The following is an 11,969-nucleotide window of genomic DNA, read 5'->3' as shown; positions in this document are numbered from 1 at the left end:
TCATTTGGAGAGCACCATGCCAAACGCGGTAATGCAGGATCATGTGGCAATCGTCAGTGGCGCTGGAAGTGAGATCGGCATTGGGATGGCAATCGCACGCCGGCTTGGTCTGGCCGGAGCCAGATTGATCATCACCGCCAGCAGCGCTCGGGTCTTCGATCGAGTCGAAGAACTGCGTACCGAAGGCTTCGAAGTCGAAGGGCGGGCCGTCGACCTGACCGATGAAAACCAGGTACGCGAGTTCAGCCTTTGGGCAGAGTCGCGCTGGGGGCGGATCGATATCCTGGTTAACAACGCGGGCATGGCCATGCAAGGTTCCCCAGAGGTGCTTTCGGAGCTGGCGATCATGGATTTGCAAGCCTGGAACCTTTCGCTGGCTCGAAATCTGACCACGGCTTTTCTTCTTACACGGGCTGTTCTGCCCGGTATGCAGGCGCGCCGTTACGGGCGCATCGTCAACATCAGTTCCACTACCGGCACGCGGTGCAGTAACCCCGGCGAGGCGGCCTACAGCGCTGCGAAGGCCGCGATGGTAGGGATGAGCATGGGCCTGGCTCTGGAAGTCGCCCGGCAAGGGATCACGGTCAACAGCGTCGCCCCCGGCTGGATCACTACAGGGTCGACCACGGCCGAGGAAGCCAAGGCGGCCGATTACACGCCGATGGGCCGGGCGGGACGTCCCGAAGAGGTGGCGGCACTGGTCGCTTTCCTTGCGTCTTCGGAAGCGAGCTACATCACGGGCGAGGTCATGGTGGTGGATGGCGGAAACTGCCTGGTGGAGAACAAGGCCCCTTGATCTGAACATGCGCCGCAACGGCCGCTCGCCCCTGGAGCCTGGCAAAACAATGGTGCCAGAAACTGACCCTGTCGATGGTTAGAGTGAAAGGGTTGGCCGCAGGAAACGATGCGCTGGAAACAGCGCCCCTGCCCCAGCCCTGTTTCCATCTCATCAACCATCCAGAGTAAGCGTCGGCTATGAAGCGTATCCAGTATCACAATTACGGCGGGCCGCAGGTGATGAAGCTCGAGGCATTCACGTTGGCTTCACCGGGCCAGGGCGAAGTCGCTGTGAAAATCAGATTCGCCGCCATCAATCCTATCGACTGGAAGTTGCGCAGCGGCCAGATGAAGATCGTCACGGGCAGATCCTTCCCCCGGGCCATGGGCATGGATTTCTCGGGCACCGTCACCGCCGTGGGCAGCAACGTGACGCGGTTTAAAGTGGGCGATGCCGTCTTTGGTCTCGCGCGCTTCAAGGAAAGTGGTGCACTGGCTCAAGCCGTGGTCACCAAGGAATCGCTGCTGGCCAGCAAACCCGATGGTGTTTCCTTCGAGCAAGCCGCCTGCCTCGGGACACCGGGCATGACGGCCTGGAACGGCTTGCGGGACAAGGCCGGGCTGAGCGCGGGCCAGCGTGTCTTCATCAATGGTTGCAGTGGCGCGGTCGGTGAAGCCTGCGTGCAGATAGCGCGCATGGTGGGGGCCACGATCACTGGTGCTTGCAGTGAAGAGACGCTGGAGCGGGCGCGGCAACTGGGGGTCGATACGGTTTACGACTATCGCAGAACCGATCTGTCCAAGCTGCCTGAACGTTTCGATGTGGTGTATGACACGGCGGCCACCCTGTCCTTGCCGGTCGGCCTCGACCTGCTGCGCAAAGGCGGCGTGCTGCTTGACCTGAATCCGAGCCCCGGCAAGTTCATTCGCTCCTTTTTTGATAAACGCTTGAAACCCGTCATCTGCACACCGCGCCCCGACGTCCTCGACACGCTCGCCCACGCCGCCCAGAATGGCAGCTTCCGGCTTCCTGTAGCGGAAGTGGTGCCTCTTGACGATGCGATCGAGCTTATCGCGGCCATCGAGGGAGGCAGGAAGCTGCGTGGCAAGGCCCTTGTGGCCATGGACTGAAGCGTGTCAAGAAGCCATAGATTATTCGATCTCATGCAAGTGCTTCGGCGTCATCGCGGGACGGTTTCCGGTGTCACGCTGTCCCGTGAGCTGAATGTCTCATTGCGTACCATCCGCCGGGACGTCATCACGCTGCAGTCGATGGGGGCGGACATCGTTGGCGAACCCGGCGTTGGCTACATCCTGCGCCCGGGGTTTCTGTTGCCGCCCTTGAGTTTCACCGAGGAAGAAATCCAGGCGCTGATGGCCGGTGCGCAATGGGTCAGCCGCCAAACCGATGAAGGCCTGGCCCACGCCGTTCAGAACGCGCTGGCAAAAATCGACAGTGTCCTGCCGCCACAGATGCGGCGAACCTTGGACCACGACACGATCTACGTCAGTCGCAATCAAGGCGCCCCGGCGGCGTTGGATCTGGCCCAGGTCCGGCTGGCGCTTCGGGAACAGCGGAAAATGCAGATCGTCTACAAGGACGAAACCGGGGAGCAGACGCAACGAATCCTCTGGCCGATCATGCTGGGGTTCGTCGAGTCGCAGCGGTATATCGCAGGCTGGTGCGAACTGCGCGGCGACTATCGTTTATTCCGAACGGACCGGATCGTCGAGGTGGTTGTCCTGGAAGAGCGCTACGCCCGTCCCAGGCAACAGCTGGTCAAGGAGTGGCGCTCCCGGGAAGCGCACCCGTGCAAACAGAAGGATTGCAGCTAGCAGCCGACTTGCTCTATGGCCAACCCATTTCCTCTGTGGGAGCGAGCTTGCTCGCGATGAGGGCCGCAAATCCAACATCCCTGTAACTGCACCACCGCTATCGCGAGCAAGCTCGCTCCCACAGAGGAGTTGGGATGGGCATGAATGTTGTGCTCGCTGAAGATCGAATGTGGGAGCGAGCCTGCTCGCGATAGCGGTGGTTCAGTCACTTGAACAACTCACTGCTCATGAAATCAATGAACACCCGCAGCTTCGGCGCCAGGTGTTTGCTTGAGGGCCAGAGCATGCGAAAGGTGCTCTGATGCCGATTGAAGTCGTCCAGGACGGTGACCAGCTCACCGCTGGCGATCGCCTCGCGCACAGTGAAATCTGGCACACAGGCGATGCCCAGCGCATCGTGCACCACGTGCAGCAACGCCTCGGTGGTGTTGCAGACCAGGGTCGCCGGCAGGTTGAGTTCCGGCTCCCCGTCCCCGTTTACCGGCCACACTTGCATCCTGCCAGTACTGGGGAACTTGTAGAGCAGGCAGGCATGGCGCAGCAGGTCCGCCGGTGCGTGCGGTGTGCCGTGTTCGGCGAAGTACCGGGGCGAACCGACCACAACGAGCTTGAACGGGCCCAACGGACGGGACATCAGCCGGGAGTCGTTCGGCTCTCCGGTTCGAATGACCGCATCGAAACCCTCCTCGATGATGTCCACCAGCCGATCGGAAAAATCCAGGTCCAGTTCGATACTGGGGTAGCGGCGCATGAAGGCGATCAGCGTCGGCATGACCAAATCCGCAACAAGAGGCAAACTCACGCGCAGTTTGCCCCGTGGCGCTTTGCGGGTTTCCGACAACTCCAGTTCGGCCGCTTCGACTTCGCAGAGAATGCGCCGGCAACGCTCGAGGAACAGCGTCCCCTCCGCCGTCAGAGTGATACTTCGCGTGCTGCGATGAAACAGCCGCACACCCAGTCGCGCCTCGAGCCGGGCGACGCTTTTGCCCACCGCCGAAGACGAAATGCCCAGCGCCCTGCCCGCTTCTGAAAAGCTGCGGGTTTCAGCCGCGCGCACAAAAAAATCAATCCCGCTCAGTGATTCCACGCCTGGCCCCCATTACGGACATTTTTTCCGATGTGTTGTGCACTCTAGCATTCTTGTCTCGCCAAAGACGGGCACCTACCGTAGTCGACACTTATCAATCTGCAATTGACCGCGTCGTCCCGGCGGGTCAGGCGCGCTCCAAACAGGTGACCCATGACGATTGCCAATACCCACATCGACGCCGAGGCCGAGGTTGTTCAAGCCACGGCACCGCTCCCCATCGGATCATTGTTTGCCCTTGCCCTCGCGGCGTTCGTGACCATCCTCACCGAAGCCTTGCCCGCCGGGCTTCTTTCACAGATCAGCGAAGGGCTGGCGATCTCCGAGGCCCTGGCCGGCCAGTTGGTAACGGTCTACGCGATCGGCTCCTTGCTGGCGGCCATTCCATTGACCGCCGCGACCCAAGGTATGCGACGCAGAACACTCTTGTTGCTGGCCATCGCCGGCTTCGCCGTTGCCAATACCGTCACGACGCTTTCCACCCATTATGTTTTGACGATGGTCGCGCGCTTGCTCGGTGGCGTATCGGCCGGGCTGCTCTGGGCCTTGTTGGCCGGTTATGCCGCCCGCATGGTGTCCGAAAGCCAGAAAGGTCGTGCGATTGCGATCGCCATGGTGGGCGCGCCCTTGGCGTTATCCCTCGGCGTACCGGCCGGCACGCTGCTCGGCAACCTGGTCGGCTGGCGAATGAGCTTCGCCATCATGAGCCTGTTCGCCGTGGCCTTGATGGTCTGGGTACGACTCAAGGTGCCTGATTTTCCTGGGCAGGCCACCCATAAACGCCTCGCCTTGGGTCAGGTCTTCACGCTGCCGGGCGTTCGCTCGGTGTTGTTCGTGGTGCTGGCTTTTGTCCTGGCGCACAACATTCTCTTTACCTATATCGCTCCGTTTTTGGCGGCGGCGGGCCTGGGCGAGCGGACGGATCTGGTCCTGCTGGTCTTTGGCGTCGCGTCGTTGCTGGGGATCTGGGTCGTCGGCGTGCTGATCGATCGCCATCTACGGGCGTTGACGCTTGCAGGTACGGTGCTGTTCGCCCTCTCGGCAATGACGCTAGGGGCGATGAGCGACAGGCCAGCGGCGGTGTATATCGCCGTGGCCGCCTGGGGAATCGCTTTCGGAGGGGCTGGGACGCTGTTCCAGACGGCCATCGCCAAGACTGCCGGAGACGCAGCGGATCTCGCCCAGTCGATGTTGGTCACGGCCTGGAACCTGGCCATTGCCGGCGGCGGAATCGTCGGAGGCATTCTGCTCGATCACCTGGGGGTCGTTGCATTTGCGCCTGTCCTGGTGGTTCTCCTGCTTCTGACGTTGGCAGTCGTGTGGTCAGCCAAGCAGCGCGGATTCCCCCGCAGTCGTCAATGAGGTTCGTTGCTCATCTTCGCTCACGTCTCATGCTCGACAACCAACGCCGGATTAGCACTTGCCCGATATTTCGACAGGCTTACCCAGGCCAGTGGTATCGCACTCAGGCACGCCGCCGCGAACAACCAGTGGGCGGCGGCGAGCGCATCCCCGCTCTGTCGGTAGATCAGGGTAATCAGGGTCGGCGTGGAACTGCCGAAGACGGTCACCGACAAGGCGTACGCCAGCGAAACCCCCAGGGCCCTGACTTGCACCGGAAACAGCTCTGCCAATGCCGCCGCGGCCGGGCCCGTGTAGAGCACCATCAAGACCGCCAGCCCGCATTGGAAGCTGATCAGCGTCTGGAGGCTGGGGCTGCTGTTCAACCATACGAACCCTGGATATGCGCAGAGCGCGACCCCCACGGCACCGATGAGCATGACGGTATAGCGCCCGATACGGTCCGATAGCAGTGCGGTCAAGGGACACAGCAGCGTGATGAGACCGACCAGCACCAGCCCCAGATAGGCCTCGTTGCGTGGAACTGCAAGCACCATCGACGCATAGGTCGGCATGAAGTTGATCAATTGCGTCGCGACTGTCCAGAGGACGACGATCAACACCCCCATCACGAGGTTAGGCAGATAGGGGCGAAGGCTTGCCCCCTTCCCTGCCAGCGCTTGATTATCCTGGCTATCGAGAAAGCGGCGCAGCGGCTCGCTTTCCTCGAGGCTGCGGCGAATCTGCAAGCCCGCCACCACCACGAGCAGTCCGAAGACATAGGGCACGCGCCAACCCCATTCATCCAACTGGGCTGGCGTCAATGCGCTCGACAACAGGCTCGCACTTAAGCCACAGAGTAAAAATGATCCGGCTTGCGCCACTTGTTGACTGGAAGCAAACAGACCACGGCGGTCGGCGGGTGCCGTTTCGACAAGATAGGCCAGCGCGCCACCAATCTCTCCTCCTGCCGCGACCCCCTGCAATATGCGTGCGACGACAATGCTCAATGGGGCCCACCAACCAATGGCCTGGTAGGTCGGGCACACCGCAATGATCAGGGTCCCGGCGCCCATCAGCATGATGGACAGGGTCAGCGCGGCCTTGCGCCCCCGGCGATCGGCATAACGTCCCATCAGCAGCGCCCCCAATGGCCGGGCAACGAAGCCGACGGCGAGCGCCAGGTAGGAAGCGAGCAACGACATCAAGGGGTCGGAAGCCGGAAAGAACGCTGCGGCGATCTGCATGGCAAAGATCGCGAACAGGGTGAAGTCGAACCATTCCAATGCGGCGCCCACACTCACAGCCAGCACCAGCTTTTTGCGTTCGCGCCCCTGGCTATCCAGGGCTGCGGCGCTCATTGCTCACCCCTGGCTGGAAGTGGAGGTAATGACTCACAACGCGCCAGGCGACGCAGGAATCGTTCACAAGCCTCAAGTTGAGCCAGGTCCACATACTCGTTCGCCTTGTGCGCTTGCTTGATACTGCCCGGGCCACAGACGATCGTGGGGATCCCCTCGGCCTGGAACAACCCAGCCTCGGTGCTGTACGCCACGCGCTGTCGGCCATGGGCCATCGAACTGGCCTGACGGATCCACTGCGCGAACGCCTGATTACCCCTCTCATCCAGCCCCGGGGTATGCAGCGTGTGGGAAAACTCGATGGACGCCCCCGCCGAGCGATCATTCATTTCGCCGTGCATGGCCTGGTTGGCGTCGTCCTTGATCTGTACCAACAGCTGCTCGGCATCGCATCCGGGCAGGTAGCGAATCTCGAAGTCGAAGCTGCATTGGCCAGGAATGACATTGCCAGCGACACCGCCGTTGACCCGACAGACCTGAACCGTGGTGTACGGGACATCAAACCCGCCGTCCAGCGGCCCTTTCGCCAGCCGCTTGGCCACTTGCTGAAGCTGCATCTGCACCCTCGCGGCATAGTCGATGGCATTGACCCCCTCGCTTGGCAGTGATGAATGCGCGACTTTGCCATGGACACAGCAATTGATTTCATGACGCCCTTTGTGGCCGATCACCAGCTCCATTGAAGTCGGCTCGCCGACAATGCAACCGGCGGGCTCCAGCTGTGCCTGCGAGATGAAGGGCGCCAGATGTTTCGCACCCATCGCGCCCACCTCCTCGTCATAGGACAAGGCCAGGTGAAAGCTTTGCCGTGCAGACGCCATCAGCTCGGGAGCCATCGCCAGTACGACAGCGATAAACCCTTTCATATCCGAACTGCCGCGACCGTACAGCCGTCCGTGGTCCAGGTGGGCGCTGAACGGGTCCTGCGCCCAGGCCTGGCCCGCGACGGGCACCACGTCGGTATGTCCGGACAGGATGATGCCCCCGGGGCGCGGCGGTCCGAGACTGGCAAACAGGTTCGCCTTGCGCCCGGTGACGTCCGGTAGAATCTGGGCCTGCACCCCGACGCCGTGCAGGTACCCGCTCACCCATTCGATAAGGTCCAGATTGGAACGGTCGCTGACCGAAGGGAAACCAATCAGGGTTCGTGCGATTTCCAACGTGCGTGCGAGCACGCTGCGGCCGTCATTCGAGCAAGCGTCTGCCGCCCCCTGTGCGAAGGCCAAGGAAAGAGTCATGGGATGCTCCAGTAAACCGAAGTCTATTTTTGAAGGGCGACAGGCATGGGGCCCGAGCGAACAACCTGCCTGTCTCGCGAAAACCAGACGTTGGACAACAACACCGCCACGCACACCACCGTAACCAGGACTGGCACCCAGGGGCTGTGCCAGGTGGAGAGCACGAACTCGGCCGCCAAGGCGATGACCGGCACGCACGGTGTGAGAATGGACACCCGCCCGCCCCCCAAATGCTGAATGGCAAACTGCAGGGTGAACACCGGAATCAGCACGCTGACGAATGCCAGCTTGATCAATTGGCCGAGCATGGCGGTATCAAGCGTGAGCAACTGGTGCAGGTTTTCCCGGCCGACCCATCCCGTGACAATCAAGAGCAGGAAGAACCTGACGCACAGAATATCCATGGCGCTGTACTTGCTGTCGCGGTTCAGTCGGGCCGAGCAGAACACATAGATCCCGCCGGTGATCCCGGCCACGGAAGCCAGGGCAATGCCCTCATGCAAGTTGACAAGACTGACCTGGGCCGTGACCCCCAGCGCGAGACGCATAAGAACCAGGGCCATCAGTGACAACAGGATCAGCAGCGCGCCCAGCCACCGGGAACGACTGACCGAGGACCGCGCCACCAGCATTTCGCAGACCACCACCACCAGCGGCATCCAGCCCTGATAGATGGCCGATTCCACCGACGCCTCGATGCGCTGCAGGGCCATGAACATCAGCCACCAACTGAACAGCGTCAGCACATTGAGCAGCAGCACGCCGCGCCACTCCTCGCGCAGCAGGCGAAACGGGTCATGACCACGCAAGGTATGCACCAGGAAAAATACCGCCCAGGCCATCAGGAAGGTAATGAATGTCAGCGCCGCCCCACTGATACGGGTGAACGCCACCATGACCCAGACGGCCGAGAGCGCCGTCGAGATGCAGTAGACCGCCATGCTGACGGCACCGAGTATTCCTGTCTTCATGCCTGCTCCTTGAGAAAAACCTGTTGCCTGCCGCCCACTGGATTGATCATGCGGTTCCCGGCTCCAGCACTTCCACCTGGGTTGGCACGTACTGCTGCAAGGCTTCGAAGTCGGCGCGCAGTACCTGTGGATCCGCGTTGTACAACGTCAGGATGCCCGCGGTATCGGCCAGGGATCGGGAGTCCACCACCATGCCCGGGGCGACCCGCCAATCGATGTCGTAGGCACTGGAAATGGGCGGTTCGTTGAGTTGGCTGATCCGGCCTTTGCGCAAGGGCAACAAGGCGGACACCACGTTGTTCTTCTCGTTGGGCTTGATGTCATCGAGCGCCGCGGCACCGGCCACGAGGTAGAGATTGGCGTCGATCAGGTTGATGTCGCTGTTTTTCTCGTGATACGGCACGCCGATGCCGCCAGGTACGCGTGCGGCAATTTCCAGGAACACCGGATAACCGCGTTTGCGGTCAACAAAAACCTCGTGGTGCGTCGAGCCGTTGCGAAAGTTCAGGGCCGCGATCACGTCCCGGTTGAAGGCTTCCAGGGTCGCCCTGAGCGCAGGGTCGGCCACGGGAATCACGCTCAAGGGCTTGCCCTGGACAAAGTCGAAGTTGGTGCAACCCAATTCCAGGACGCCGCAGTAGCGGATTTGGCCGTCAACCACAAACGAATCGCACTGGAACATGTCGCCGTCGATGAACTCGTCCACCTCATAATCGAAATGATACGGTGACGCCAATACTTGCTCGCGGGCCTTGTTGAATTCGGCCTCGTTGCGAATGATCGACACCTCGAAACTGCCTGCCGCGTTCACCGGTTTCAGGACCAGGGGCAAGCCCAATCGCGTCGTCAGCTCGGCGTAGTAAGCCTGTGGCTCGGCCGATAGGCGTACGTGATCCAGTGGTACGAATTCGGGAATGCGTATCCCCTTCTGGCTGACGGCGTGCTTCATCAGCACCTTGTCGCGAAAATTCGCCACGATCGCCTGTGTATCGCCCTCTAATCCGAACTCCTCGCGTAACTGGGCCGCCAGCTCAACGTGGCATTCTTCCTGGCAGAAAATACGCAATGACGACGTGTTGCCCTGCACGGCGCGCAACTCATCGCTGATGACATCTCGACATTGGTCATGATCGAGCAACGGGCGAATGTTGCGCTGCAGGTCGGCATCGACGCGCACTACCTGCGAGACGTTGCGCTCGAGCACGGGCGGCAGGACATCGGCATGATAGGCGATCAGTACGGTGCGACAGTCTCGTCCCAGCGTCTGCAAGGCCTTCTCGGAGGCGAAGTTCAGGTAATGGGGCGTCAGGAAAACGATAGTCTTGATCATGGTAATGCCTCACTGGAAGTCGACGTTCATGCGGTAGAGAAGGCGCGCATCGGCCCCCCCTTCACTTTTGGGGATTGGCGGACCTTTATGCAGCGTTGAGAGGTTGTCCCAGATCACGATGTCGCCTGGGCGGTAGGCATGCCGATAGCGCGGCGCCTGCTGAACGAGGAAATCGACCAGACTGTCGAGAATGCGATGGGACAGTGCAGGCGTTACCCCTTCTATTTGCATGGCCGTGGCGGCCGGCGCATAAAGCGACGTCGCGCAGGAGAGCGGATGTTTGAGCACCAGGGGGTGAACCACGGTGTCTTCCAGCGCGCCTGCCTCCTGGGGATTGAGCTGTTGCACCGCCGCGGCGGCATTGCGCAGGGTGTCGCGATTGCCGAAACGGTGGTGAACCCGCAGGTTTTCCAGATCGAGACCCTTCAGGTGTTGCGGGCAACCCGGACTTTCCAGCCACTGGCGAACCTGGTGCAGGCCTGCGACACAATCGATGAATTGAGTCTCGCCGTGCTGGTCCGGCACCTGCACGGACAGCAGTGATGTGAACACCGTATTCGCCGATTTGTACGACATGTCGGTGTGCCAATACCCGCCTCCTTCATGCACGCCCAAGGCCTGGCCGTTGCGATGGAGATTGGTCACGGTCAGCACTTCTCGGTAATCCTCGAGGCAGTACTTGGCCAACACATGATGAACAGGCGAACCCAGCCTGCGCATCAACTGCACATAAGGGGCAACACTGACGTCCTGGTTGGCGATGACCAGCACCTTGGCCCGGGCGATGGCCTGCTTGAGCTCCGCTGTCGATTGCTCGAGCACATCGCCAAGGTCCATGCGCAGCGGCTGGAACATCCTCACGCCCATGACCGCAGCCCTTCTTGCAGCGATGGCGTGGTACTCATTTCCGCTGCTGCGGGCACCATCGTGTTGATCGACGCATAGCCTGAGGCTGCCCCCGCGAAATACAGGCCTGCGACAGGGCTTTTCCCATCCTGGTGACAGGTGAATCCGGTCTGTGGGTTGAGCAGTTGCGGCCAGTCGGTGGCGGGCAGTTGTGCGGTGACGCCGATGGCCGAAACCAGGCATTGATCCTTCGCCGATATATCCAAGTGCAGCTCATACCCCTCGGATGCCTGGGCTTCGACCAGCCGGCCGGCCTCTCGAGCCTTGCGGCAGGAAGCCTGGAGCAGCGAATTGCCGTTGAGTGACGCCGGAAGATCCAGGACGACCTTGTCGCCTTCCTGGCGAATGCTGTTGTAGGCATGCAGCCAGATATTGGCCCGGCCCGTACTGTTGGCGCTGTTGAGCGGCCCTTGAAAGGAACTGGACGACGTCTTGGCTATCATCTCCAGCGTGCGCTGGCTCAGGGACCTGAGGGCAAACCGATCATCGGTCTCCTGGGGATACAGCCCCAGATAGGATTTGATCAGGATCGACACATTGCGGGCGAACGGGGCAAGCAGCAGTGCGATCTGGAACGCACTGTTACCGCTGCCGAAGATGACGACGTCCTGCTGCAGGAAGCGCTGGACCTGGCCCCGCGCAACCATTTGGTAGACGTCAAAGCAATTGAGCCAATGCGCATTGGGCATTTCGAAGGGCGGCGCCTTCGGGCGAATCCCGGTCGCGAGGATAATCTGCCGCGCACGCAAGGGATGCCCCTGGGAACCCGGGGCCAGGTTTACCTCGAACAGCCCCTGTGCCTTGCTTACGGTGACCACCCGTTGCTGGATCCTGGTCAATGGCAAGGCTTCGAAGTTGCTCCGGATATAGGCGGCGTATTCCTCGCCAGTGGGGCTGACGCACAACTTGCGCATGAACCGATGCAAGGGATAGGGGGCCCCTTCGATCTCCAGTTCATTGCAGTACGACTGCAATGGATGGTCCCCCATCATGCCCATGCATCCCCCGAATACATCGCTGATGACCGCGACTTTCAGGCCCAGATCGATCAACCGGATACACTCGCTCAGCCCTGCGGGACCGCCGCCTACGACAATGACGTCGAACACATGCTGCTCCATT

The 11,969-nt window shown here is 61.2% G+C and carries 11 protein-coding genes; 4 read left to right on the top strand and 7 right to left on the bottom strand.

Going from position 1 to position 11,969, the window contains the following annotated elements:
* The first annotated feature begins 16 nt into the window (after positions 1-16).
* From DTP52_RS15270 to DTP52_RS15260, 3 genes are all read left to right on the top strand, one after another.
* Positions 17-796, top strand: a complete 780-nt coding sequence (locus DTP52_RS15270; protein ID WP_109754094.1) for an SDR family NAD(P)-dependent oxidoreductase — start codon at positions 17-19, stop codon at positions 794-796.
* Positions 797-975: 179 nt separating this feature from the next.
* A complete protein-coding gene (locus DTP52_RS15265) occupies positions 976-1,908 on the top strand; it encodes an NAD(P)-dependent alcohol dehydrogenase (RefSeq protein ID WP_109754093.1) in 933 nt (310 codons plus the stop codon).
* A 3-nt stretch (positions 1,909-1,911) separates the two neighbouring features.
* Positions 1,912-2,613, top strand: coding sequence for a YafY family protein (locus tag DTP52_RS15260; protein WP_218278356.1), 702 nt, complete (start codon positions 1,912-1,914; stop codon positions 2,611-2,613).
* Positions 2,614-2,818: 205 nt separating this feature from the next.
* Here DTP52_RS15260 and DTP52_RS15255 read toward each other — a convergent pair whose 3' ends face one another.
* Positions 2,819-3,700, bottom strand: coding sequence for a LysR family transcriptional regulator (locus tag DTP52_RS15255; RefSeq protein WP_109754091.1), 882 nt, complete (start codon positions 3,698-3,700; stop codon positions 2,819-2,821).
* A gap of 153 nt (positions 3,701-3,853) precedes the next feature.
* Between DTP52_RS15255 and DTP52_RS15250 the strand changes: the two genes are divergently transcribed.
* Complete coding sequence (locus tag DTP52_RS15250) at positions 3,854-5,062, top strand: MFS transporter (protein ID WP_109754090.1); 1,209 nt, start codon at positions 3,854-3,856, stop codon at positions 5,060-5,062.
* Between the two features lie 20 nt (positions 5,063-5,082).
* On the opposite strand, the gene DTP52_RS15245 is transcribed toward DTP52_RS15250, so the two are convergent.
* From DTP52_RS15245 to DTP52_RS15220, 6 genes are read right to left on the bottom strand one after another with little or no spacing between them, the layout of a single operon-like run.
* The gene (locus tag DTP52_RS15245; protein ID WP_109754089.1) at positions 5,083-6,402 is read right to left on the bottom strand and encodes an MFS transporter; all 1,320 of its coding nucleotides are present in this window, start codon (positions 6,400-6,402) and stop codon (positions 5,083-5,085) included.
* Positions 6,399-7,640 (bottom strand): acetylornithine deacetylase, encoded by a 1,242-nt coding sequence (argE, locus tag DTP52_RS15240; RefSeq protein WP_176687871.1) that lies wholly within the window; start codon positions 7,638-7,640, stop codon positions 6,399-6,401. Before argE ends, DTP52_RS15245 begins: the two co-directional genes overlap by 4 nt.
* 23 nt (positions 7,641-7,663) lie before the next feature.
* Positions 7,664-8,611: an EamA family transporter gene (locus DTP52_RS15235; RefSeq protein ID WP_005733019.1), complete on the bottom strand. Its 948-nt coding sequence runs from the start codon at positions 8,609-8,611 to the stop codon at positions 7,664-7,666.
* A 46-nt stretch (positions 8,612-8,657) separates the two neighbouring features.
* Positions 8,658-9,941: an acetyl-CoA carboxylase biotin carboxylase subunit family protein gene (locus tag DTP52_RS15230; RefSeq protein WP_109754088.1), complete on the bottom strand. Its 1,284-nt coding sequence runs from the start codon at positions 9,939-9,941 to the stop codon at positions 8,658-8,660.
* A 9-nt stretch (positions 9,942-9,950) separates the two neighbouring features.
* Positions 9,951-10,808 (bottom strand): TauD/TfdA family dioxygenase, encoded by an 858-nt coding sequence (locus tag DTP52_RS15225; RefSeq protein WP_109754087.1) that lies wholly within the window; start codon positions 10,806-10,808, stop codon positions 9,951-9,953.
* Positions 10,799-11,968 carry an NAD(P)/FAD-dependent oxidoreductase gene (locus tag DTP52_RS15220; RefSeq protein WP_109754086.1) on the bottom strand — a complete coding sequence of 390 codons (1,170 nt, stop codon included), beginning with the start codon at positions 11,966-11,968 and terminating at the stop codon, positions 10,799-10,801. Before DTP52_RS15220 ends, DTP52_RS15225 begins: the two co-directional genes overlap by 10 nt.
* Position 11,969: the final 1 nt, after the last annotated feature.

This window comes from Pseudomonas sp. 43mfcvi1.1 (assembly GCF_900115935.1).
GTDB lineage: Bacteria > Pseudomonadota > Gammaproteobacteria > Pseudomonadales > Pseudomonadaceae > Aquipseudomonas > Aquipseudomonas bijieensis.
The sequence above is the reverse complement of the archived record's forward strand: the minus strand, read 5'-3'. Positions and strand labels throughout refer to the sequence as shown.

What these genes read in the sequence shown, in the direction of transcription:
- DTP52_RS15250 (WP_109754090.1), top strand. Translation starts at nt 3,854, where the DNA reads ATGACGATTGCCAATACCCACATCGACGCCGAGGCCGAGGTTGTTCAA.
- DTP52_RS15230 (WP_109754088.1), bottom strand. Translation starts at nt 9,941, where the DNA reads ATGATCAAGACTATCGTTTTCCTGACGCCCCATTACCTGAACTTCGCC.
- DTP52_RS15265 (WP_109754093.1), top strand. Translation starts at nt 976, where the DNA reads ATGAAGCGTATCCAGTATCACAATTACGGCGGGCCGCAGGTGATGAAG.
- DTP52_RS15220 (WP_109754086.1), bottom strand. Translation starts at nt 11,968, where the DNA reads ATGGAGCAGCATGTGTTCGACGTCATTGTCGTAGGCGGCGGTCCCGCA.
- argE (WP_176687871.1), bottom strand. Translation starts at nt 7,640, where the DNA reads ATGACTCTTTCCTTGGCCTTCGCACAGGGGGCGGCAGACGCTTGCTCG.
- DTP52_RS15225 (WP_109754087.1), bottom strand. Translation starts at nt 10,808, where the DNA reads ATGGGCGTGAGGATGTTCCAGCCGCTGCGCATGGACCTTGGCGATGTG.
- DTP52_RS15235 (WP_005733019.1), bottom strand. Translation starts at nt 8,611, where the DNA reads ATGAAGACAGGAATACTCGGTGCCGTCAGCATGGCGGTCTACTGCATC.
- DTP52_RS15270 (WP_109754094.1), top strand. Translation starts at nt 17, where the DNA reads ATGCCAAACGCGGTAATGCAGGATCATGTGGCAATCGTCAGTGGCGCT.
- DTP52_RS15245 (WP_109754089.1), bottom strand. Translation starts at nt 6,402, where the DNA reads ATGAGCGCCGCAGCCCTGGATAGCCAGGGGCGCGAACGCAAAAAGCTG.